Origin of the sequence: Phenylobacterium terrae (assembly GCF_042681205.1) — a bacterium.
Lineage (GTDB): Bacteria > Pseudomonadota > Alphaproteobacteria > Caulobacterales > Caulobacteraceae > Phenylobacterium > Phenylobacterium terrae.
Genome location: NZ_JBHUEY010000001.1, coordinates 1,469,103 through 1,492,116, shown reverse-complemented (window position 1 = coordinate 1,492,116; position 23,014 = coordinate 1,469,103). Strand labels below are relative to the sequence as shown.

Below are 23,014 nucleotides of genomic sequence, written 5' to 3'. Positions count from 1 at the left end.
ACTTCGAAAACGCGGGCTGCTGAAATTGACGGCGGCGCTTGTGCTGGCCGGCGCCACCGCCGCGCTGGCCGCCGACCGGCCGACGCCGTCCGGCCTGCCCGTGCCGCGCTACGTCTCGCTGAAGTTCGACGAGGTCAACGCCCGCTCCGGGCCGGCCGACGACCACCGCCGCCTGTGGATCTACCGGGTGAAGGGCCTGCCGGTGCAGGTGGTCGCCGAGACCAAGGAGTGGCGCAAGGTCTGCGATCCCGACGGCGGCAGCGCCTGGGTCCACCGCCGCACCACCGACGGGCGGCGGATGGTGATGCGCACCAAGTCGACCGCGCTGGCGCTGCGCCGCAAGCCGGAGGCGGACCTGCGTCCGTTCGCCTATTTGAACCCGCGCTCTCTGGCCGCGTTGGACCGCTGCAGCGAAGGATGGTGCCGCATCCGCGCGGGCCGGACGACCGGCTGGGCGCCGGCCGGCGAGCTCTGGGGCACGGACGATCGTCCCCAATGTCGTTGAGCCGGCGCCGGGGGTCGTGTTAGGGCCTCACCCTTCCTGAGAGCACAGTCAGGCTGGTGATGGCGGATATGACGAGCCCTGCGGTCCAGAACCGCTACGACTACGAGGAACTGCTGGCCTGCGCGCGCGGCGAGCTGTTCGGGCCCGGCAACGCCCAGCTGCCGGCTCCGCCGATGCTCCTGTTCGACCGCATCACCACCATCACCAAGGATGGCGGCAAGTACGGCAAGGGCTACATCGAGGCGGAATTCGACATCCGCCCCGACCTCTGGTTCTTCGACTGCCACTTCCTGGGCGACCCGGTGATGCCGGGCTCGCTGGGCCTGGACGCCATGTGGCAGTTGGTGGGCTTCTTCCTGGGCTGGATCGGCGGCAAGGGCCGCGGCCGGGCGCTGGGCTGCGGCGCGGTGAAGTTCGCCGGCCAGGTCACTCAGGACGTCACAACCGTCGTCTACAAGGTGGACATGAAGCGGGTGATCAACCGCTCGCTGGTCATGGGCCTGGGCGATGCGGTGCTGGAAGCCGACGGAAAGCCCATCTATTCGGCCGAGGATCTTCGGGTCGGCCTGATGTCGCCCGAAGCGCTCGCCAGGTAAGCGGGAGGAGCGAAGAGTGCGCCGCGTTGTCGTCACCGGCATCGGTATCGTCTCGTCCATCGGCAACAACGCCAACGAGGTGCTCGCCTCGTTGCGGGAGGCCAAGAGCGGCGTCAGCGCCGCGCCGGAATACGCCGAGCTGGGTTTCCGCTGTCAGGTCCACGCCGCCCCGCAGATCGATTGGGAGTCGATGGTCGATCGCCGGGCGGCCCGCTTCCTGGCCCAAGGCACGGCCTTCGGACACATCGCTATGGAACAGGCGATCGCCGACGCCGGACTGGAGGCGAACGAGGTCTCCAACGAGATGACCGGCCTGATCGTCGGATCGGGCGGGCCCTCAACCCGGGCCATCGTCGAGGCCGCCGCCACCGCCAAGGAACGCGGCCCCAAGCGGATCGGCCCGTTCGCCGTGCCCAAGGCGATGAGCTCGGGGCCGTCGGCGACGCTGGCCACTTGGTTCAAGATCCGCGGCCTGAATTTCTCCATCTCCTCGGCCTGCGCGACCAGCGCCCACTGCATCGGCTCGGGCTACGAGCAGATCGCCTGGGGCAAGCAGGACGTGGTGTTCGCCGGCGGGACCGAGGAGCTGGACTGGACCCTCAGCGTCCTGTTCGACGCCATGGGCGCGATGAGCACCGGCTACAACGACCGCCCCAGCGTCGCCAGCCGGGCGTACGACAAGAACCGCGACGGCTTCGTCATCGCCGGCGGGGCCGGCATCGTCGTCCTCGAGGAATACGAGCGGGCCAAGGCGCGCGGGGCCAAGATCTACGGCGAGGTCGTCGGCTACGCGGCCAATTCCGACGGCTTCGACATGGTCGCCCCGTCGGGCGAAGGCGCGGCGCGCTGCATGAAGCTGGCCCTGAAGGGCGCCGGCGACCGCAAGGTGGACTACCTCAACCCGCACGGCACCTCGACGCCGGTGGGCGACATCAAGGAGATGGAGGCGGTCCGTTCGGTGTTCGGCGACGCCCCGCCGCTGATCTCCTCGACCAAGTCGCTGACCGGCCACAGCCTGGGCGCGGCCGGCGCCCAGGAGGCGATCTACAGCCTTCTGATGCTGAACAACGGCTTCGTCGCCGAGAGCGCCCACATTGAGGAGCTGGACCCGGCCTTCGCCGACCTGCCGATCGTCCGCGAGCGGATCGACCGGCCGCTGGAGACGGTGATGAGCAACAGCTTCGGCTTCGGCGGCACCAACGGCTGCCTGGTGATGGCCAAGGTCTGACGTCAGGTCGGCTGCACCGCCGTCCCAGATCCTCGTCTGGCCGGCCTTATGCCGGCCACTCATCCCGATGAGTCCGGCCCCCGGCAGCGGGTCGTGCCGCAGGGACAAGCCCGGCGATGACGTGAGTTAGGGGAGAGGCGGCGCCGCGCGGCCGCTTGCCCCTGCGAATTATTCGCAATAGCAATGAGGTTCCGCCGTTCTCCGGGGGGCTTCATGACTGCGCTCGCAAGGCTCCGCCGCCTCTGGCTGGACGTGCACCTGTGGATCGGGGTGGGGCTGCTGGTCCTGCTGATCCCGGTCAGCGTCAGCGGCTCGATCCTCGTGTGGCACGACCAGCTCGACCGGGCGATGTACGCCGAGCGGTATGCGGTGAGCGGTCCGCAGGCCGCGCGGCCCGCGGCCGAATACGCCGCCGCCGCCGAGCGGGCCTTCGCCGGCCGGGCGGTGCTGACCCAGATTCGCTGGCCGCAGGAGGCCGGGGATCCGGTGGTCGCCGTCGGGCGGCTGAACGGCGAGCCGGGGCCGGGCGGGCGGCCGCGCACCCTCAACGTCTGGATCGACCCGCCTACCGCCAAGGTGCTGGCGAGCGGGGAGACCTCGCGCAGCTTCACGATGGTGATGCACCGGCTGCACGGCTCGCTGATGGTCCCCGGCGTCGGCCGGAAGATCGTCGGCTGGCTCGGCTGGGCGATGACCATCTCCTGCGTCACCGGCCTGTGGCTCTGGTGGCCGCGGCGCGGCGGCTTCACGAAGGGCCTGCGCTGGCGGCGCAGCCCTTCGACCATGTTCAACCTGCACCACATGGCCGGCTTCTGGATCTGCCTGCCGCTGGCCGTGCTGTCGCTGACCGGGGTTTACATCTCCTTCCCGCAGACCAGCCGGGCGCTGTTCGGCGTCGAGCAGCCGGCCCAGCGCGGCGGTGGCGGGCCCGGCCGCTTCGCCCCGCCTGTCCCCGACCCGGAGCTGACCCTCGCCGAGGCCGTCGCACGGGCCCAGGCGGCCGCGCCGGGCGCCGCCCTGGCCTCGGTCAGCCTGCCCACCCGCGGCCAGGAGCCCGCCTGGCGGGTCCAGCTACGTACGCCCGGCGCCGAACAGCCGCGCACGGTCGAGATCGTCGACGCCACCGGCCAGGCGAAGGCGGGGCGCGGCGGCGCAGGCGGCGGCCCGGACCCGCTGTCGCGCTGGATGCGCCAGGTGCACGACGGCCACGACATGGGGCTCGTCTGGCAGGTGATCATCTTCCTGGGCGGGATCGCGCCGGCCGTCCTGGGCGTCACCGGATTCGTCATGTGGCTGCGCCGCACGCTGCGCCGCCGGCGGATCACCCGGCAGCTGGCCGGCGGCCCGGAGCCGGCGGTCAGCCCGGCGCCCGGCGAGTAGCGCCTAGAGCTCGGCCCACATCCGCAGCAGGTTGTGGTAGGCGCCGGTCAGCGTAACCACCGCCGGGTCGGCCTGACCCAGCCGCTGGCCGGCGCTCTGGATCCCGGCGTCCATGTCGAACAGCAGGGTGCGGCGGGCGTCGTCGCGCACCAGGCTCTGGATCCACAGGATGACCGAGGTCCGCTCGCCGCGCACGATCGGCTCCACCCGGTGCAGGCTCGACGAGGGATAGAGGATCAGGTCGCCGGCCGGCAGCTTCACCTCCTGGGTCCCGAAGGTGTCCTCCACCGTCAGCTCGCCGCCCTCGTAGTCGTCGGGGTCGGTCAGGAACAGGGTGGCCGACAGGTCCGCCCGGATGCGCTCGCCGCCGGGGGCGAAGCGGATGGCGTTGTCCACGTGGTTGTCGAATTTCTTGCCCGGGCCGTAGCGGTTGAACATCGGCGGGTGCAGGGCGGCGGGCAGGGCGGCCGACTGGAAGGCCGGGCTGCGGCGCAGGGCGGCGACGACGATCGCCCCGGCCTCCCGCTCGGCGGCGCTGGCCTGGGCCAGCTGCAGGTTGTCCTTGGCGAGCGCGGCCTGGAAGCCGGAGGTCTCGTTGCCGTCCACCCAGGGACCGGCGGCGATGATCCGGCGGACCGCCGCCAGCTCGTCCGGCGAGAGCACCTGTGGCACGTGCAGCATCATGGTCTGGCCCTCCGGGCTGGGCGGAAGCGAAGCGCGCCCCGCCCCGGGACAGTGGGGCGGGGCGCGACGCCGGTTCTGCTGCAGGGGAGGATCAGAACCGGTAGCTGGCGGTCAAGGTCGCGCTGCGGCCTTCGCCGGGCGTGGCCCAGCCGTTGTTGCGGCCGCGGACGTAGTAGACCTCGTCGAACAGGTTGTTGACGTTCAGCCGCAGCTCGAGATCCGGGCGCGGGCTCCAGGCGACCGTGGCCCGGTGCACCCAATAGGGCTCCGTCTCCACTAGCGGGATGGTGGTCCGCGCCGGGGGGACCGAGCCGGTGATCTGGGCGTGCTGGGTCAGGTAGTAGCGGCCCTGGTAGGTCACGCCGTAGCCGAGCTGGATTTGCGGCGTGAGGTCATAGGTGGTGAACAGGCTGAAGGCGTGGTCCGGCACGTTGGTGAGCGGGTCGCCCTTGATGAAGTCCGCACCCCGCGCGGCGTTGAAGCTGGAGGCGCCCTGCAGCACCTCGGACTCCAGCCAGGTGTAGTTGGCGAACACCGCCCAGACGTCGGTGATCTGGCCCGAGGCGCCGAGCGCCAGGCCCTGCACCCGGGCGCTGCCGTCCAGCACGTCGAACGGGACGGCGGGGTCGCCGGACGGCACCCGGTAGTTGGTCCGGTCATTGCGGAACAGGGCCGCGGTCAGCGACAGTCGCCCGTCGATGTCCCACTTGCCCCCAATCTCGATGTTCTCGGCCTCTTCCGGCGCCACGTTGCAGGTGGCGGCGGTGCAGGCGCCCTGGCTGTTCACCGTCGACTGCGAGGGCGTCTTGGAATTGGCGTAGGCCAGGTAGAGGCTGGCGTTGGGGATCGGCTTGAACACCACGCCGACGCGATAGGAGAAGAGGTCGTCCTCGCTCTTCAGCAACGGCCCGTTGCCGCTGAACACCCCGCCGGGCGCGCCGGGCGACGCCGGCCCCGCCTGCGGCCCGCCCGAGGGCAGGAAGCCGGCCGAGGTGTAGTAGCTGGTGAGGATCTCGCCCTCGTTGTGCTCCCAGCGCAGGCCGAAGTTGACCGACCACCTGTCGTTGAACTCGATGTTATCGAAGACGTAGACGGCCTGGTTGACCCGCTCGCTGTCCTGCCCGCCGGAGGGGAACAGGCCGGTGGTGGCGTTGGGCGCCCCGCCGCCGCCCCGGATGAAGTTGTACGGGCCCGTGTAGACGTGGTTCGGACTGTCGATCCGCATCGGCGGCAGGGCCACGGCCGTGCCGTTCGGGTTGCGCAGCACGCTGCCGTTGACGAGCTCGTAGGTCTCCGAGGTGAAGGCCACGCCGGCCACCAGGGTGTGCTGCGCCCCGCCGGTCGCGAACTCCCAGCGCAGGTCCGTCTGGTTGTAGAGCAGGGTGTTCTCGGTGTCCCGGTAGGTCCCGCGCGGGCCGCTCGGCTGGTAGAAGCCGGGCGCCGGGTCCGAGCCGGTGCAGGGCGTGAAGCCCGTCAGGTTCACCGCCGTCGTGGTCTGGCTCCAGGGGGCGGGCTTCAGGCCGTTGGCCAGGCAGAACACCCCTTGCGGCGGATCCACGATGGAGAGCTGCGTCACCTTCTGCCAGCGGGTCAGATTGCGCACTGAGAGGGTGTCGCTGAAGGCGTGCTCGAGGATGCCGGTGACCATGTCGATGGTCTGGTCCTGCACGTCGACGTTGCTGTAGCCGTAGTAGTTGGCCGGATCGACGCCGGGCAGCGGCCGGCCGTTGTAGAAGGGCACGCCGTACTGGGGCGTGTTCTCATCCTCCTGGTGGAAGTACATGGCGGTGAACTGGGTCGGCCCGCCCACGCCGATGGTCACCGAGGGGGCGAAGCCCCAGCGCTCGAAGGTTTCCACGTCGCGGCCGGGCGCGTCGTTGGTGTGCGCCATGGCGTTCAGCCGGACGGCGACGTTGTCCCGGACGAGGATGTTGGAATCGACGGTTGCGCGCCAGTAGTCGTCGGTGCCGACGCCCGCGCTCACGGTCGAGGAGGTGCGCGCGAACGGCCGCTTGGAGACCAGGTTGATGGTCCCGCCCACCGAACCCGAGCCCGAGTAGACCCCGTTCGCGCCGTTGTAGACCTCGATCTGCTCGATGTTGAACGGGTCGGAGCGGCTGTACTGGGCGCTGTCGCGCACGCCGTCGACGGTGATGTCGTTGTTGGCCGAGTAGCCGCGCAGGTTGATCGAGTCCCCGAAGCCGCCGCCGCCCTCGCCGGCCCCGAAGGTGATGCCCGGCACGGTGGAGAGCACGTCGCGCAGGCTCAGCAGGTTCTGCGCCTCGATCACCCCGCGGGGGATCACCGTGACGGTTTGCGGGTTCTCCAGCGGCTCGGCGGTCTGGCGGATGTCGGAGGGCTCGGCGTTGCGCCCGATCACCTCCACGTCGGAGACGGTCGCCGCCGCCTCGATCGCGCCCGACACGCCCGCGTCGTCCGCCCGCGCGGCGCCCGCCGCCAGGCTCATTGCGAGCAGACCCACGCCGGTTCCGGCCAGCCGAAGCGTCTTCGGCGACTTGATAGATGCCATCGTATTCCCTTCCCGAGCGCACACGGCTCAGCTCCCGGCAAGGGTGCTATCGCAACTGAGAATAACTCGCAACAAGAATGCGAATGGTTCGCAATCTCATTGCGGGGCGGTGACGGAGCGCCGCGTCAGGCGGCTCTCCTGTCGTCGATCAGGTCAGCTGCCGGTGAACACCGGATCGCGTTTTTCGCGGAAGGCCTGCACCGCCTCCTTGTGGTCGGCGCTCTTGCGCAGCACCCGCAGCTCGGCGGCCTGCATCCGGTCGGCGTCCTCGGGCGACAGGTCCGGCGCGCGGCTGGAGACCCGCTTGGCGGCGGCCACCGACAGCGGGGCGCGGGAGGCGATCCGCTCGGCCAGCGCCAGGGCGGCGGGCATCAGCGCCTCAGGCTCGTGCACGGCGGTGACCAGGCCGAACCGCTCGGCCGTCGCGGCATCGTGCGGCAGGCCGGTGAGCAGCATGGCCTTGGCGGGCCCCACGCCGATGATCCGGGGCAGCCGGTAGGCGCTGGCCATCAGCCCGACGTTGACGCCGGCGGCGGTGAACTTCGCCTCCGTCGAGGCGATGCGGATGTCGCAGCAGAGCGCCAGCTCGAAGCCGCCGCCGACGCACCAGCCGTTCACCGCCGCGATCACCGGCACGCGGGAGGCGTCCAGCCGCTCCAGCAGCCTCGCGAACCCGGCCAGGTCCTCGCCCTGCGGCCCGACGTCCTTGAGGTCGTCGCCCGAGCAGAAGGCCCGGCCCTTGCCGGTCACCACCAGGCAGCGGACCTCGGCGTGCTCGGCGACCTCGTCCAGCACGCCCATGAAGGTCGCCCGCATGGCGACCCCCAACGGATTCATCGGCGGATTGTCGATGGTCAGCACGCGCACGTGCTTCGACGGCGCCTCCAGGTGGACGGTCCCGCTCATGCCTTCACTTCCTCCCCGGCGCCGATCACCCCCGACGCCACAAGTTTCTCGATCTCGTCTTCGGCCAACCCCGCCTCGGCCAGCACCTGCCGGCTCGACGAGCCCAGCGGCGGCGGCCCGCGCTTCACCTCGACCGGGGTCTTGGAGAACTGCAGCGGCGTGCGGGTGAACTTGCGCCCCTCGACCTCGGCCAGCAGGCCGCGGGCCTGGATGTGCGGGTCGGTCAGGGCCTTGTCGATGGTGTTGATGGGCCCGGACGGCACGCCCACCGCCTCGAACCTGGCCATCCACTCTTCGGTGGTCGCGCCCGCCAGGACCTTCTCGATCCGCTCGGCCAGGGCGTCGCGGTTGATCACCCGCGAGCGGCCGTCGGCGAACTGCGGGTCGTCCTTGAGGGCGGGATCGCCCAGCGCCTGGCAGAACCTGGCCCACAGGCGGTCGTTGTTGACGCCCACCACCACGTGTCCGTCGGCGGTCTTCAGCGCCTCGTAGGGCGCGGCCAGCCGGTGGCGCGAGCCGTTCGGCCTGGCGACTTCGCCGGTGGAGAGGTGCAGGCCTGTCTCCCAGACGGTGTAGGCGATGGCGCTCTCCAGCAACGACGTCTCCACGTGCTGGCCTTCGCCCGTCTTCTCCCGATGGTGCAGGGCGGCCAGCACGCCCAGGGCCGCGAACACCCCGGCGTTGAGGTCCGACAGCGGCACCCCGGCGGCGGTGGGCTTGGTGGAGCCCACCTCGCCGGTGAAGCTCATGATCCCGCTCATCGCCTGGGCGATCAGGTCGAAGCCGCCGCGGTCGCGGTAGGGGCCGGTCAGGCCGAAGCCCGAGACCGAGGCGTAGATCAGCGCGGGGTTCTCGGCCGAAAGCTGCGCGTAGCCCAGCCCCATGCGGTCCAGAGCGCCCGGCCGGTAGTTCTCCACGAAGATGTCGGCGCTCTTGGCCAGCCGCTTGATCACCGCCTGACCCTCGGGCTTCGACAGGTCCACCGCCAGCGAGCGCTTGTTGCGATTGACGTAATCGAAGGCCTTGAACCGGGCCTTCGGGTGGCCCCGGGTGGTCTCCCCCTCCAGGGGCTCGATCTTGATCACGTCGGCGCCCAGGTCCGCCAGCAGCAGCGAGCACCAGGCCCCGGCGATCACGTGCGTGCAGTCGAGCACCGTCAGGCCGGCGAGCGGCGAGGCCATCAGCGTCCCTCCCGTGGGTTCTTGTCCTTGGGGGGACAGTAGCAACGGAAGTCGCCGCCCGTCTTCCCTCCCCTGACGGGGAGGGACCGCGCGCTACTCGTACCGGAGCGCGCCCACCGGCTTGGCGCGGGCGACCTTGAGCGCGTGGAAGACCACCGTGGCCCAGGCGATCAGCAGGGCCGCGCCTGCGGCCGCCGCGAAGGTCCAGGGCGCGACGTCCACGCGGTAGGCGAAGCCGTTCAGCCAGCTGTTCATGGCCATCCAGGCGACCGGCCAGGCGATCAGGTTGGCGATCAGCACCGGCTTGGTGAACTGCCAGACCAGCAGCTTGAGCACGTCGACCGAGCTCGCCCCCATGGCCTTGCGGATGCCGATCTCCTTGGTCCGCCGCTCGGTCGTGTAGGCCGAGAGGGCGAACAGCCCCAGGCAGGCGATGGAGAGCGCGATGATCGCCGCCAGCGCGATGGTCGCTCCTTGCGTCAGGGTGTCGATGTAGAGCCGCATCGTGAACTGGTCGGCGAACACCCGCAGGATGGGGCGGCCGCCGCCGTACCGCTTCCACAGCCGGTCGATCGCCGCCAGGGTCTCCGGCGTGCTCTGTCCGTCGAGCTTGACGGCCAGGGCCACCGACAGGGGCGGCTTGTGGCGGCTCATCGAGAACAGCGTCGGCTGGATGGTCGAGCGCATCGAACCGAAGGTGAAGTCGGGGGCGACGCCGATGATCTCGGAGGGCCGGGCGGTCGGGTCCCAGTCGCGGCGGTCGCGCAGCGAATCGTCCCACAGGCCGTGCCAGGAGATCGTCTTGCCGACCGCCTGCTCCGGCGAGGCGAAGCCCAGCTTGCGCATGGCCGTCTCGTTGATGACCACCGGCGGATAGGCGTCGGCCCGCTCCACGGCGTCGGACGGGCGATTGCGGTCGAAGAAGCGCCCGGCCAGGGGCTCGACGCCGAACAGCTCCAGAAGCCCGTAGTCCACACCGGCGGTCGTGATGCTGGCGCGCCGGCCGTCGACCACCACCGTGTCGGCGCCGTCCGACAGGTTCAGCGCCCCGGACTCGGCGCAGGCCGCATCCTTGACCCCGGGCAGCTTGCGCACCTCGTCGCGCATCGCCGTCAGGCAGGGCGCGGAGAAGACCAGCACCACCTGGTCGGTTTCCACCCGCATGCCTTCGTTGAGGGCGAACAGCGTCTGACGGGCGATGGTGATGGTCGCCAGGACCAGCCCGATCAGCACCGCGAACTGCACCACCACCAGCACCTGGCGCAGGCCCGCCCCGCCGACCGCCGGCGAGGCGCCCTTCAGCACCGCCGCGGGCCGGAAGGAGGACAGCACCAGCGCGGGGTAGAGGCCGGCGAGCAGGGCGGTGACGAGAAGGACGCCGGCCACGGCGGCCGCGAGCCACGGGTCGCCCAGGTAGTCGAAGCCGATCCTGCGCTGCAGAAAGGCGTTGAAGGCCGGGAGCGCGAGCTCGGCGAGGGCGACGGCGAGCACGCCCGCCAGCAGCACGTAGAGGCCGGCCTCGCCCATGAACTGCCAGAAGAGGTCGCGCCGGCTGGCGCCCGCGGCCTTGCGCACGCCCACCTCCACCGCCCGGCGCGTGGCCCGCGCCGTCATCAGGGTGACGAAGTTGATCCCGGCCACCACCACGATCAGCACGCCGACGCCGCCGATCGCCGCCACAACGGCCGGCTGCCCGGCCGGCTTGTAGGCGCCGTGCGTCGAGGGCCGCATGTGGATGTCGGCGAGCGGCACGAGGTGCAGCTTGCGGCTGACCGGGCCATTGGTGTCCCAGTTCGCCGGGATCGGCAGGCGCCGCTCCAGGAAGCTGGCCAGCCGCGGCTCCATGCTCGCGACAGACGCCCCGTCCCGCAGGCGGAAATAGGTCGCCAGCGTGTTGGTGAGCGGCCCGTTGGTCTCCTCGTACTGGGAGATCGGGCTCATGGCGTTGAGGCTCGAACCCAGGGCCTCGAACGGCAGGTGGGTGTTGGACGGCAGGTCCTCGATGACGGCGGTGACCCGCATCGGCTGGCCGTTGACGGTGAGGCTCTCGCCGACAGGGGCGTCCCGTCCGAAGTACTTGCGCGCCATCGCCCGCGTGAGCACGACGCTGTCGGGCGCCTCCAGCGCGCGGGTCAGGTCGCCGGCGACCGCCGGCAGCGGCAGCACGCGGAAGAACTCCGGATCGGCCCAGTAGAAGTTGGCTTCCGCCGCCGCCGTCTCGCCCCGGCGCACGGCCGGCGGAAAGTAGCTGTTGGTCAGCCGCGCGAGCGAGGCGACCTCCGGAAAGTCCTCCCTGAACGGGACCGCCAGCATCATCGGCGTGAAGTCGGTTTCTATCGGCCGGGCGCCCTTGAAGGCCACCGTCTGGGAGACCCGATAGACCCGCTCGTGGCCGGGGATGAAGCGGTCGAAGGTGAACTCGTCGCGTACATAGAGGCCGATCAGCATGGCCGCGGCGAAGCCGATCGCCAGCCCGGCGATGGTCACGCTGGCGTAGAGCCGGTTGCGGGTGAGGTTGCGCAGCGCCGCCGCGAGGTAGTTGCCGAACATCGCCGTCACGCCGCCAGCAGGGTTTCTGAGACGACGCGACCGTCCAGCAGGCGGATCGTCCGCTGGGCCCGGGCCGCGTGGGCGAGGGAGTGGGTCACCATCACCACCGAGACTCCGGCCAGAGCCGCATCGGTCAGCAGCGTCATCACCGCCTCGCCGTTCGCCGTGTCGAGGTTGCCGGTGGGCTCGTCGGCGAGGATGACCTTGGGCTCGGAGACCAGGGCGCGGGCGACGGCCACCCGCTGCTGCTGCCCGCCGGAGAGCTGCTGCGGCCGGTGGCGGGCCCGGTGCGCCATCCCGACCCGCTCCAGCGCCTGGGCGACGCGACGCCTGCGCTCGGCGCCGCTGACCCCGCGGTAGAGCAGCGCGACCTCGACGTTCTCGAAGACGGTCAGGTCCTCGATCAGGTTGAAGCTCTGGAACACGAAGCCCACGGCGGCGCGCCGCAGCTTGGTCAACGCCGCCTCCGAGGCGCGTGCGACGTCCTCGCCGAAGAACCAGTAGGCGCCGCTGGTGGGCGTGTCGATCAGGCCCAGCACGTTGAGCAGCGTGGACTTGCCGCAGCCGGAGGGTCCGGTGACGGCGACGAACTCGCCGGCGCCGATCTCCAGGGAGACCTCGTTGAGCGCCACAGTCTCCACCTCGCTCGTGCGGTAGATCTTGCTGACGGTGTCGAGCTTGAGCATTGCGCCCCTCCTATCGGGTCAGGCTGACCCGCCCGGCCTTTTCGAATGCGGTGTAGTCGGAGGTGATGACCCGCTCGCCGGCTCTGAGCCCGGAGAGGACTTCCACCTCGTCGGTGTTGCGGCGGCCGATCTCGACCTGGCGGCGCTCGGCCGAGCGTCCGTCCGGCGCCACGACCATCACCCACGCGCCGCCGGTGCGCTCGAGGAAGGCCCCGGCCGGCAGCACGAGCCCCGGCGCGTCGGCCCCCAGGAACAGGCGCCCGTCGAGCGCCTGGCCGGACAGCAGCCCCGGCGGCGTCGAGCCGTCGAAGGCCAGCTCGACGAAGAAGACGGAGTCCTTCACCTGTGGGTTGACCCGCGTGACCTTCAGCTTCCAGGGCCGGCCGGCGATCTCCACCTGGCCGGCCTGACCCACGCGGACGCGGTCCAGGTAGAATTCGTCGATCTGGGCCTCGACCTTGAAGCCGGTGTCGGGGACGACCTGGCCCACGCGCGCGCCGCGGTTCACGATCTGGCCGACGGTCAGCTCAGCGTCCGCCAGGCGCCCGGCCACCGGAGCGCGCAGCAGCAGCTGGTCGAGCTTGGAGCGGGTGATCTTCAGGCTCTCCTGCAGGCTGGCGAGCTCGGCCTGGATCTGCGGCAGCTGGCGGCGCATGAGCCGGACCTGGTCGGCGTTGGCCGCCGCCTGCAGCGGCTTCAGTTTCTGGGCGTAGGTGAGCTCGTCGCGTACGGCCTCGTGCTGCTCGCGGCTGACGAACCCCTTGGCGGCGAGGCTCTCGCGCCTCTTCAGCTGCGCCGACAGCCGCACGATGTCGTATTCGATGCGCGCGGCCGCCTTGTCGCCGGCCACCCGCGCGTCCTCCAGCTGGCGCTCGTAGGCCTGCAGCTGGGTGATCGACTCCACCAGCCGGCCTTCCCGGTCCAGCACCTCCAGCTCGAGGGCGGTGTTGCGGAAACGGACGATCGGCTGGCCGGCGGCGACCACGTCGCCGGACCGCGCCAGCACCTGTTCCACCTGTCCGCCTTCCAGGACGTCGAGATAGACCACATCCTTGGGCGCGACCTTGCCGCGGAACGCCGTCACATCCCGGAAGACGCCGCGCCGGACCTCGGCGACCGTGACCGTCTCGGACGGCACGCGCACGCCGGGCTTGAGGTTCGCCACCAGCCCCGCGCCGCCGGCGACCAGCGCCAGGGCCGCGGCGATCCCGCCGGCCAACATCGGCCTGCGGCGCCTCCAGCGCGGTCGCTCAACCGGGCGGTCCATCACGGCGCTCATCGCGTCCTCCTCGAACGCCAGTATCCGGCGAGGCCGCGGGAAAGAGAAACGCAGCAGAGTCAGCAGGTTATCGCGGCGACCGCTGCGCCCCGCCGGCGACGGTGTCCGGAATCGGACAGCTGCGGGCGGCGTTTTGTGGATCGGGCCGTACGCCCTAGAGTTGGCGCCCATGACCGATCGCCCCGCCGTCCTGGTCGTCGACGACGATCCCGATGTGCTGAAGGCCGCCAGCCTGGCGCTGGGGGGCGAGGGTTTCGCCGTCGATGCGGCCGCCTCGCCCGAAGCGCTGGAGGCGATGGTGCAGGCCCGCCCGTTCGCCGCCGCCCTGCTGGACATGAACTTCGCGGCCGGCGCGCGCAGCGGCGAGGAGGGTCTGGCGGGCCTGTCGCGGCTGCAGACGGCCGATCCGGCGCTGGGCGTGGTGCTGATGACCACCTACGGGGGCGTGTCGCTGGCCGTGCAGGGGCTGAAGCGCGGCGCCGCCGACTTCGTGATGAAGCCCTGGCGCAACGCCGAGCTCGCCGCCGCGGTGCGCGGCGCGGCCGAGCTGACCGCCGAGCGCCGGGCCCAGGGCGAGCTCAGCCTCGACGAACTGGAGAAGCGGGCGATCGAGCGGGCGCTGAAGGCCTACGACGGCAACATCTCGCATGCGGCCCAGGCGCTCGGCCTGACCCGGCCGGCCCTCTACCGGCGGATGGAGCGGCATGGACTTTAGCGCCAGGGGCCCGGCCGGGTTCGCCGCCGGCGTCACCCTGCGGGCGGCCGGCATCGGCGCGCTCGCCTTCGCCGCCCTCTACCTGGCCCAGAGCCGGCAGCTTTACGCCACCGCCCTGGTCCTGCTCGGGCTGGCGCTGTTGGTGGGCCTGGATCTGGCCCGCAGCATCGGCGCCGCCGACCGGCTGATGGCCCAGTTCGTCGACGGCCTGCTGGCCGAAGGCTACGAGCGGCCGACCGGCGGCGGGGCCGGCGTGCGCCGGCTCGATGCGGCCATCGCCCGGGCCCTGGCCACGCTCGACCGGACCCGGGCCGAGCGCCAGCGGCGGATCGACTACCTCCAGGCGCTGGTCGACAATGTCCAGGCCGCCGTCCTGGTGCTGGATCCGGCCGGCCATGTGGAGTTCGCCAACCGGGCGGCGCGGCGGCGGCTGGGCGAGGCGTCCGGGCCGCTGGCGGCGCTGCCCGCGCTGGGGCCGGCCGCGGGTCTGCTGGCCTCCGCCGCGCCGGGTTCGCGCGAGATCGTCACCCTCGGCGACGGCGCCCGGATGCTGGCCTCCACCGCCGGCTTCGCCGCCGAGGGCGGCGTGCGGCGGCTGATCGCCCTGCAGAGCCTGGCCGGCGACCTGGACGCGGTGGAGCTCAACGCCTGGCACGACCTGGTGCGCATCCTCTCGCACGAGATGATGAATTCGCTGACGCCGATCTGCTCGCTCGCCGAGAGCCTGGCGGCGCGCGCGGCCGACCCCGAGGCGGCCGAGGCGCTGGAGGTCATCGCCCGCCGCGGCGAAGGGCTGATGAGCTTCGTCGACCGCTACCGCCGGCTCGCCGACCTGCCGCCGGCCGCCAAGGTCCGCGTGCCGCTGTCGGAGCTGGTCGGGCGCGTCGACCGGCTGATGTCGCCCCAGATGCGGGCGGCGGGCGTGGCCTACGCCGTCGCCGCCCCCGAGGCCGGGCTGGCCGTGCAGGCCGACCCGGACCTGCTGGAGCAGGCGCTGATCAATCTCCTGAAGAATGGACTCGAGGCGGCGCGCGGCTCGCCCGGGGCCGCGGTCCGGCTGAGCTGCGCCGACGCCGGCGAGGCCGTCGCCATCGTCATCGAGGACACCGGCCCCGGCCTCACGCCGCACGACCTGGAGCGCGCCTTCACCCCCTTCTTCACCACCAAGCCGGGCGGCTCGGGCGTCGGCCTCTCGCTCGCCCGCCAGATCGCCCTGGCCCATCGGGGAAGGCTGGACTACGCGCCGGGCCGCCCCGGCGCACGCTTCACCCTGACGCTGGCGAAGGACTAGGTCAGCGCCGCGATGTCCGGCCAGCGGTAGTCGACCTCGTAAACCAGGCCGCCCGGCCCGCGGTCGGCCCTGGGCTCTTCGGCGCGGCCGCCCAGGTGTTCGTAGAAGGCCCGGGCCTTGAGATTGTCCTCCAGCACCGAGATCACGAGGCTCTTGGCGTCGTGGGCGGCGAGCGCGCGGGCGGCGTCCTGCACCAGGCGACGGCCGAGGCCTTCGCCCTGGGCCTTGCGCAGAACGTAGAGGGTGGCGATCTCGGCCTCGCCCGGCAGCCGGAAGCGGGAGGGGCCGGCCGAGCAGTAGCCGACGATCCCGTCGCGCCCCTCGGCCAGCAGCACCACGTCGTCGGGGCCGGGCTCCATCAGGGCCACGCGCCAGCGGCGGGCGTGCACGTCCTCGTTCATCGCCGCCAGGAACTGGGCCGGCAGCAGGCCCGGGTAGGTCTCGCGCCAGGACCTCACGTGCACCCGGGCGATGTCGCGAGCGTCGGAGGGGCCGGCGGGGACGATGAAGTACGACAATTGACGAACCGCCTTTCAGAAGAAGAGCTTGGCGCGTTCGGGACAACGTTCAAGGGGGCCGGGCGGCTCAATCCGCCCCTGCCGCTTTTTTCGGCGCCCTTTTCGTTGGTGACGGGTTGCGCCGGCCCCGGCGCTACCTGTCGCCCCGCACCGGAATGGGTGACAGGTAGCCGCCTGCAGCGGCAACCAGTCACCGCGCGGCGCCCCCGCGGCTCGAACCTGTTAACAACTCCTTGCCGATGGTCGCAGGGGCGGCCTGGCGGGGCTGACGGGGCGGGCGGGCGCCGCTAGCTTCCGCCGGGCATGAACGCCGCCGCTCCGCAAACCCCCGAGGCCGCGCTCGCCACTGCGGCGGCGGCCAGCCCCGTGATGGCCCAGTTCTTCGAAGCCAAGGCGCGCCAGCCCGACGCCCTGGTCTTCTTCCGCATGGGCGACTTCTACGAGCTTTTCTTCGAGGACGCCCAGAAGGCGGCGGCGGCCCTCGGCATCACCCTCACCGCCCGCGGCCAGCACGGCGGCGCGCCAATCCCGATGGCCGGGGTGCCGGTGCACGCGGCCGAGGCCTATCTCGCCAAGCTGATCCGCGCCGGCTTCAAGGTCGCCGTCTGCGAGCAGATGGAGGACCCCGCCGAGGCGAAGAAGCGCGGCTCCAAGGCGGTGGTCCGGCGCGACATCGTGCGGGTGGTGACGCCCGGGACCCTCACCGAGGACGGCCTGCTCGACGCCCGCGGCGCCAACCGGCTCGCCGCCGTGGCGGTTCGCGCCGGCCAGGCGGCGGTGGCCAGCGTCGAGATCTCCACCGGCGAGGTGGAATGTCTGGCGACCGGCCGCGACGGCCTGGCCTCGGCCCTCGCCGCCCTCGGCCCCTCCGAGATCCTGGTCCCCGACCGGTTGTTCTCGGACGAGACGGTCAGCGCGGCCTTGAAGGCCGGCGGCGGCTTCGTCCAGCCGCTGCCCTCGGCGCTGGCCGAGCCCGCGGCCTCGGAAGCCCGCCTGAAGCGGCTCTACGGCGTCGAGACCCTGGACGGCTTCGGGCAGCTCTCGGGCGCGGAAGTCGCCGCCCTCGGCCTCATCGCCGCCCATCTGGAGACCACCCAGGCCGGGCGCATGCCGGCGCTCACCGCGCCCCGCCGGGCGGGCGAAGCCGACGTCATGGCCATCGACCCGGCGACCCGGGCGAGCCTGGAGATCGAAAAGAGCCTCTCCGGCGCCCGCGACGGCAGCCTCCTGGGCGCCGTCGACCGCACGGTGACCGCCGCCGGGGCGCGCCTGCTGGCCGCGCGCCTCGCCCGCCCGCTGCTCGACCCGGCCGCCATCGACGCCCGGCTCGACGCCATCGCCTGGCTCTGCGAGCACCGGCCGCTGCGCCAGCGGCTGCGCGAGCGGCTGAAGGGCCTGGGCGACATGGCCCGGGCGCTGTCGCGCCTGGCGCTCGGCCGCGGCGGCCCGCGCGACCTCGGCTGCCTGCGCGACGGCCTCATCGCCGGCGAGGCGGCGGTGGCCTTGTTCGCCGCCGATCCGGACGCCTTGAACCCGCCGCCCGCCGAGCTGGCCAGCGCTCTGGCCGCGCTGGACCCGGCCCGCGCGCCCGAGCTCGCCCAGCTGAAGGCGCTGCTCGAGGCCGGCCTCGGCGAAGAGCTGCCGACGCTCGCCCGCGACGGCGGCTTCGTCGCACCCGGCGTGCGGCCCGAGCTCGACCAGGCCCGCGCGCTGCGCGACGACTCCCGCAAGGTGGTCGCCGCCCTGGAGGCCCAGCTGGCGGCCGAGAGCGGCGTCTCGCTGCGGATCCGCCACAACGCCGTGCTCGGCTATTTCGTCGAGGCCAGCGCCAAGGCCGCCGAGCCGTTGATGAAGCCGCCGCTGAACGCGACCTTCATCCACCGCCAGACCCTGGCCAACCAGGTCCGCTTCACCACCGTGGAGCTCGCCGAACTCGACGCCCGCATCGCCCAGGCCGCCGAGCGGGCGCTGGCCATCGAGCTGGAGACCTTCGAGGCCTGGCGCGAGGCCGCCTGCGCCGTCGCCGCCCAGGTGCAGGCCGCCGCCGAGGGGTTCGCCCGCCTGGACGTCGCCGCCGGCCTGGCCGAATGGGCCGAGGACGTGGGCGCCACCCGTCCGGTCGTCGACCGCTCCACCGCCTTCGAGGCGCAGGCCGCCCGCCATCCGGTGGTGGAGGCCGCGGTGCGCCGGGCTGGCGAGGCCTTCACCCCCAACGACTGCCGCCTGGACGGGACCGGCGCGGGCGGGCCGCGCCTGGCCATCGTCACCGGCCCGAACATGGCCGGCAAGTCGACCTTCCTGCGCCAGAATGCGATCCTGGCGGTGCTCGCCCAAGCCGGCTGCTTCGTGCCGGCGGCGAAGCTCCGCCTCGGCGTCGTCGACCGGCTGTTCAGCCGCGTGGGCGCCGGCGACGACCTGGCCCGCGGCCGCTCCACCTTCATGCTGGAGATGGTCGAGACCGCCGCCATCCTGACCCAGGCGACGCCGCGCTCGCTGGTCATCCTCGACGAGATCGGGCGGGGGACGGCGACCTACGACGGCCTGGCCATCGCCTGGGCCTGCGCCGAGGCGCTGCACGAGACCAACCGCTGCCGGGCCCTGTTCGCGACCCACTACCACGAACTGGCGGTGCTGGACGGGCGCCTGGCGCACGTCGCCAACCTCTCGCTCAAGGCCAAGGAGTGGAACGGCGACCTGATCTTCCTGCACGAGGCCGGCCCGGGGCCCGCCGACCGCTCCTACGGGGTGCAGGTGGCCAAGCTGGCCGGGGTGCCCGCCCCCGTCGTCGCCCGCGCCCGCCAGGTGCTGGAGCGGCTGGAGCGCGAGGCCGGCGCCCCGGCCCACCTGGAGGACCTGCCGCTGTTCGCCGCCGCGGTGCCGGCGGAGGAGCGTACCGGCCCCTCGCTGGTGGAGGAGACGCTGGCCGGCCTCGACGTCGACGGGATGAGCCCGCGCGAGGCGCTGGAGGCCCTCTACCGCCTGAAGGGCCTGCTGGCGTGAGCCCACGCTGCCTGATGGTCGACGTGGACGGCGTCGTCGTCCACGCCCCGGACGGCCGCCGCTGGGACGCCGACATCGAGGCGGACCTGGGGATCAGCCCGCAGGCGCTGCAGGAGAAGTTCTTCCGCGCCCACTTCCACGACATCGTCCACGGCCGCGCCGACCTGTTCGACAGGCTGGCGCCGGCCCTGGCCGAATTCGCCCCGCACGTCACCGCCCAGGCGCTGGTCGACTACTGGTTCGAGAAGGACGGCCGGCTGAACCACGCGCTGCTGGAGGCGCTCGCGCCCTGGCGCGCCGCCGGCTACGCCCTGCACCTGGCCACCGTCCAGGAGCACCACCGGGCCCGCCACCTCTGGGAAAAGCTCGCCCTCAAGGCCCGCTTCGACGCCATCCACTACGCCGCCGACCTCGGCTGCGCCAAGCCCGACCCCGCCTTCTGGGCCGCCGTCCAGCAGCGCACCGGCTACGCGCCCGCCGACCTGCTGCTCATCGACGACTCCCCGCGCAACGTGGAGTCCGCGCGCGCCGCCGGCTGGGCCGCGGTGCTGTGGGACGGGACGGAGACGCTGGACGAGGTGCTGGGGAAGGCCGCGGTGCGGCTGTGACGGACTGGCCGCACAGACCTTCCGGATCGGATTGTCTTGGGCCGCCGGCCTAAAGCCCGAACACCACCTGGCTGGCCCAGAGCAGGATCGCGGCCCAGAGCAGCAGCAGGAGGGCGAACATGCGCGCGCCGCTGGACCCGGAGCGGGTCCGTCGGGAGTCGGCCTTCTCGTAAAGCTCGAACCTGGGCATGGAGAGCCACCCTTCGCGTATGCCCCGAAGTTATGCGCCGCAGGTGAGATGCTGGTGAATCGGCAGGCTTAAGGGCGGTTAACACCCAAGGTCATTTCGTGGCGAATTCCGTGGCCTAGCGGTCGCGCGCCATCGGGCGCGGGGTTTACCATGGGCGCGGCCTGACGCGGCCCGCCGCCTTCGCCTATATCTTTCGCCAAGCGTCCCAGTCCGAAAGCCGCCCATGCCGCCCCGCCTGCGTCCCACCCGCCTCGAGTACGTCGTCGACGGGGTGAAGCTGCGCTCCCAGCTCTCGGCCGCGGCCCTGGAGGCCATCGGCGACGAGGCCGAGCAGCGCCGCCGCGCGCTGGAGATCCTGAAGTCGGCGCTGTTCCGCGGCCGGATGATCGCCAAGGAGCGGCTGGAGGCCGGGGCCGGCGGGATCGAGACCGCCCGCCTCCTCTCCGGCGTCACCGACGAGGTGATCACCGCCCTCTACGACTTCACCACCGTCCACGTCTTCCGCGCCCGCAATCCCACCGAGGGCGAGCGGCTGGCGCTGATGGCGGTCGGCGGCTACGGGCGCGGCACGCTGGCGCCGTTCTCCGACATCGATCTGCTCTTCCTGCGCCCCTACAAGCAGACCGCCCACGTGGAGCAGGTGATCGAGTACATGCTCTACGCCCTCTGGGACCTGGGCTTCAAAGTCGGCCACGCCTCGCGGACCATCGAGGAGTGCATCAAGCTCGCCCGCGAGGACTTCACCATCCGCACGGCGCTGCTGGAGAGCCGTCGGCTGACCGGCGACGAGGCGCTGGCGGAGGAGCTGAAGCGCCGCTTCCGCGCCGAGGTGGTCAAGGGCACCGGCGCCCCCTTCGTCGCCGCCAAGCTGAAGGAGCGTGACGACCGCCACGCCCGGGCCGGCGCTTCGCGCTACATGGTCGAGCCGAACGTGAAGGAGGGCAAGGGCGGCCTTCGCGACCTCAACACCTTGTTCTGGATCGGCCAGTACCTGCACCCGGCCGATGCCGAGCACGTCGAGGGCGTCCTCCAGCTGGAGATGTTCGAGCGGCGCGAGATCACCGCCTTCATCCGCGCCTTCGATTTCCTGTGGGCGGTCCGCTGCCACCTGCATTTCGCCACCGGCCGTCCCGAGGAACGGCTGACCTTCGACCTGCAGCCGGAGCTCGCCCGACGAATGGGCTACGGCGACCGGGGCGATGCGCCGGCGGTGGAGCGGTTCATGCGCCGCTACTTCCTGATCGCCAAGGAAGTGGGCGCGCTGACGCGGGTGTTCGCCGCCAAGCTGGAGTCCGAGCGCGTCAAGTCCGAGCCCAAGGGCTTCTCCCGCCTGCTGCCGGGCGCGCGGGCCAAGCGCAAGAAGCTGGACGAAGGCTTCCACGAGGAGGGCGGGCGGCTGAACATCGACGGGCCGCAGACCTTCGAGCAGGACCCCGTCAACCTGCTGCGGCTGTTCCGGCTGGCCGACCAGCGCAACCTCGACCTGCACCCGGACGCGTTCACCGCCGCCACGCGGCTCTCCGGCCTGATCAGCGCCAAGGTGCGGCGCGATCCGGCCGCGGCGAAGGTGTTCCTCGACATCCTGGCCCGCAGCCGCGACCCGCAGCGGACGCTCACCATGATGACCGAGGCGAACGTCCTGGGCCGGTTCGTGCCGGAGTTCGGCCGGATCGTCGCCCAGATGCAGTTCAACATGTACCACTCGTACACGGTGGACGAGCACACCCTGCGGGCCGTCGGGGTGATCAACGACATCGCCAACGGGCGCTTCGCCGAGGACCACCCCCTGTCGACGGCGATCATGCCGCTGATCCACGACAAGGAAGCCCTGTTCCTGGCCATGCTGCTGCACGACACCGGCAAGGGCGGGGAGGGCGGCCAGGAGCGCGCCGGCGCCCGGGCGGCGCGGACCGCCTGCGAGCGGCTGGGCCTGGACCGCCGCCGCGTGGAGCTCGTCGCCTGGCTGGTCGAGCACCACCTGGTGATGAGCGACTACGCCCAGAAGCGGGATGTGAGCGACCCGCGCACCGTCGCCGACTTCGCCAGGATCGTGCAGAGCCCCGAGCGGCTGCGCCTGCTGCTGGTGCTGACCGTCGCCGACATCCGCGCCGTCGGCCCCGGCGTATGGAACGGCTGGAAGGGCCAGCTGCTGCGCGAGCTCTACAATGCCACCGAGTCGGTGTTCCGCGGCGGCCGCGGCTCGGAGGCCAGTTCGGTGCGCCGCCACTTCGAGGTGCTGGCCGCCTCGGCGCGCGAGCGGCTGATCGCCGCCGCCCCGGAGACGGCCGACTGGGCGCGATCGATGGAGGACGCCTACTTCGCCGGCTTCACCGACGACGACATGCTGGTCCACGCCGCCCTGGCCGCCCGCGCCGAGCGGCAGCGGGGCGCGGCGGCCGACGCCCGGGTCCGCCCCGACCAGGGCGCCGCCGAGATCGTCGTCGCCGCCCGCGACCGGGCGCGGCTGTTCGCCGATCTGGCCACCTGCATCACCGCCGCGGGGGCCAGCGTGCTGGGCGCGCGGGTGTTCACCTCCAGGCTCGGCCAGGCGCTGGACGTCTTCTACGTGCAGGACGTCTCCGGCCAGCCCTACGGGGCCGACAACCCCAAGTCCCTGGCCCGGCTCGCCGAGTCCCTCGAGGCCGCCGCCCGGGGAGAGGCGACCAAGACCGAGCCCCGGCGCTTGGCCGACTTCGGCCGCGCCGCCGCCTTCGCCATCACGCCCACGGTCATGCTCGACAACGAGGCCTCGGAGACCGCCACGGTGGTCGAGGCCTCCGGCCGCGACCGGCCGGGCCTCCTGGGCGCCCTGGCCCGGGCCATCTCCGATGCGGGCCTGTCCATCGTCTCGGCCCACATCGACAGCTACGGCGAGCGGGCGGTGGACGCCTTCTACGTCACCGACGCGGTCGGCGCGAAGCTGCGCGACCCGCGCCGCATGACCGCGCTGAAGGCCCGCCTCCTCTCGGCCCTGCAGGAAGGCGAAGCCTCCCCCGCCAAGCCCCGCCCGAACCTGCAGAAGGCCCGGGCCAGCGTGGCGCGGTAGTGCTTAATCATCCGCTCATCCCGGCGCAGGCCGGGACTTGGAATGGCGGGCGCAGAAGCGGGTTCCACCTGGCGCAGCGCCGATCCAGCCACCACCAACGGCTTGGATCTGGGTCCCGGCC

General features: G+C 72.1%; 18 protein-coding genes. 9 read left to right on the top strand and 9 right to left on the bottom strand.

Annotated elements, in window-relative coordinates:
- The first annotated feature begins 25 nt into the window (after positions 1 to 25).
- From ACFSC0_RS07465 to ACFSC0_RS07450, 4 genes are all read left to right on the top strand, one after another.
- On the top strand, positions 26 to 505 hold the full coding sequence (locus ACFSC0_RS07465; protein ID WP_377284372.1) for an SH3 domain-containing protein: 480 nt from the start codon (positions 26 to 28) through the stop codon (positions 503 to 505).
- A gap of 68 nt (positions 506 to 573) precedes the next feature.
- Positions 574 to 1,101, top strand: a complete 528-nt coding sequence (fabA, locus tag ACFSC0_RS07460; RefSeq protein WP_377284371.1) for a 3-hydroxyacyl-[acyl-carrier-protein] dehydratase FabA — start codon at positions 574 to 576, stop codon at positions 1,099 to 1,101.
- Between the two features lie 16 nt (positions 1,102 to 1,117).
- Positions 1,118 to 2,329 (top strand): beta-ketoacyl-ACP synthase I, encoded by a 1,212-nt coding sequence (fabB, locus tag ACFSC0_RS07455; protein ID WP_377284370.1) that lies wholly within the window; start codon positions 1,118 to 1,120, stop codon positions 2,327 to 2,329.
- Between the two features lie 213 nt (positions 2,330 to 2,542).
- On the top strand, positions 2,543 to 3,709 hold the full coding sequence (locus ACFSC0_RS07450) for a PepSY-associated TM helix domain-containing protein (RefSeq protein WP_377284369.1): 1,167 nt from the start codon (positions 2,543 to 2,545) through the stop codon (positions 3,707 to 3,709).
- A gap of 3 nt (positions 3,710 to 3,712) precedes the next feature.
- Here the strand turns inward: ACFSC0_RS07450 and ACFSC0_RS07445 are convergent, their stop codons facing one another.
- The 7 genes from ACFSC0_RS07445 to ACFSC0_RS07415 form a co-directional block, all read right to left on the bottom strand.
- The gene (locus ACFSC0_RS07445; protein WP_377284368.1) at positions 3,713 to 4,393 is read right to left on the bottom strand and encodes a Fe2+-dependent dioxygenase; all 681 of its coding nucleotides are present in this window, start codon (positions 4,391 to 4,393) and stop codon (positions 3,713 to 3,715) included.
- A gap of 91 nt (positions 4,394 to 4,484) precedes the next feature.
- The gene (locus tag ACFSC0_RS07440) at positions 4,485 to 6,923 is read right to left on the bottom strand and encodes a TonB-dependent receptor (RefSeq protein ID WP_377284367.1); all 2,439 of its coding nucleotides are present in this window, start codon (positions 6,921 to 6,923) and stop codon (positions 4,485 to 4,487) included.
- A gap of 153 nt (positions 6,924 to 7,076) precedes the next feature.
- On the bottom strand, positions 7,077 to 7,829 hold the full coding sequence (locus ACFSC0_RS07435) for an enoyl-CoA hydratase/isomerase family protein (protein ID WP_377284366.1): 753 nt from the start codon (positions 7,827 to 7,829) through the stop codon (positions 7,077 to 7,079).
- Positions 7,826 to 9,010 carry a CaiB/BaiF CoA transferase family protein gene (locus ACFSC0_RS07430; protein ID WP_377284365.1) on the bottom strand — a complete coding sequence of 395 codons (1,185 nt, stop codon included), beginning with the start codon at positions 9,008 to 9,010 and terminating at the stop codon, positions 7,826 to 7,828. The genes ACFSC0_RS07435 and ACFSC0_RS07430 overlap by 4 nt, the downstream gene beginning before the upstream one ends.
- A 93-nt stretch (positions 9,011 to 9,103) precedes the next feature.
- A complete protein-coding gene (locus ACFSC0_RS07425; RefSeq protein ID WP_377284503.1) occupies positions 9,104 to 11,560 on the bottom strand; it encodes an ABC transporter permease in 2,457 nt (818 codons plus the stop codon).
- Between the two features lie 5 nt (positions 11,561 to 11,565).
- Entirely contained in the window at positions 11,566 to 12,246 is a 681-nt protein-coding gene (locus tag ACFSC0_RS07420) for an ABC transporter ATP-binding protein (protein WP_377284364.1), read from the bottom strand.
- Between the two features lie 10 nt (positions 12,247 to 12,256).
- Positions 12,257 to 13,468 carry an efflux RND transporter periplasmic adaptor subunit gene (locus ACFSC0_RS07415; protein ID WP_377284363.1) on the bottom strand — a complete coding sequence of 404 codons (1,212 nt, stop codon included), beginning with the start codon at positions 13,466 to 13,468 and terminating at the stop codon, positions 12,257 to 12,259.
- Positions 13,469 to 13,694: 226 nt separating this feature from the next.
- Here ACFSC0_RS07415 and ACFSC0_RS07410 point away from each other — a divergent pair, with 226 nt between their 5' ends.
- Together ACFSC0_RS07410 and ACFSC0_RS07405 are read left to right on the top strand one after the other, a co-directional pair.
- On the top strand, positions 13,695 to 14,240 hold the full coding sequence (locus tag ACFSC0_RS07410; protein WP_377284362.1) for a response regulator: 546 nt from the start codon (positions 13,695 to 13,697) through the stop codon (positions 14,238 to 14,240).
- Positions 14,230 to 15,531 carry a sensor histidine kinase gene (locus ACFSC0_RS07405; protein WP_377284361.1) on the top strand — a complete coding sequence of 434 codons (1,302 nt, stop codon included), beginning with the start codon at positions 14,230 to 14,232 and terminating at the stop codon, positions 15,529 to 15,531. Before ACFSC0_RS07410 ends, ACFSC0_RS07405 begins: the two co-directional genes overlap by 11 nt.
- Here ACFSC0_RS07405 and ACFSC0_RS07400 read toward each other — a convergent pair.
- Positions 15,528 to 16,049 (bottom strand): GNAT family N-acetyltransferase, encoded by a 522-nt coding sequence (locus ACFSC0_RS07400; RefSeq protein WP_377284360.1) that lies wholly within the window; start codon positions 16,047 to 16,049, stop codon positions 15,528 to 15,530. The two genes, ACFSC0_RS07405 and ACFSC0_RS07400, sit on opposite strands and share 4 nt — an antisense overlap.
- 303 nt (positions 16,050 to 16,352) lie before the next feature.
- Between ACFSC0_RS07400 and mutS the strand changes: the two genes are divergently transcribed.
- Positions 16,353 to 19,049 (top strand): DNA mismatch repair protein MutS, encoded by a 2,697-nt coding sequence (gene mutS / locus ACFSC0_RS07395; protein ID WP_377284359.1) that lies wholly within the window; start codon positions 16,353 to 16,355, stop codon positions 19,047 to 19,049.
- Positions 19,046 to 19,657, top strand: coding sequence for an HAD family hydrolase (locus ACFSC0_RS07390; RefSeq protein ID WP_377284358.1), 612 nt, complete (start codon positions 19,046 to 19,048; stop codon positions 19,655 to 19,657). Before mutS ends, ACFSC0_RS07390 begins: the two co-directional genes overlap by 4 nt.
- Before the next feature lie 49 nt (positions 19,658 to 19,706).
- Here ACFSC0_RS07390 and ACFSC0_RS07385 read toward each other — a convergent pair whose 3' ends face one another.
- Complete coding sequence (locus ACFSC0_RS07385; RefSeq protein ID WP_377284357.1) at positions 19,707 to 19,847, bottom strand: hypothetical protein; 141 nt, start codon at positions 19,845 to 19,847, stop codon at positions 19,707 to 19,709.
- A 223-nt stretch (positions 19,848 to 20,070) separates the two neighbouring features.
- On the opposite strand from ACFSC0_RS07385, the gene ACFSC0_RS07380 reads away from it, so the two are divergent.
- Positions 20,071 to 22,893, top strand: coding sequence for a [protein-PII] uridylyltransferase (locus ACFSC0_RS07380; protein ID WP_377284356.1), 2,823 nt, complete (start codon positions 20,071 to 20,073; stop codon positions 22,891 to 22,893).
- Positions 22,894 to 23,014 lie beyond the last annotated feature (121 nt).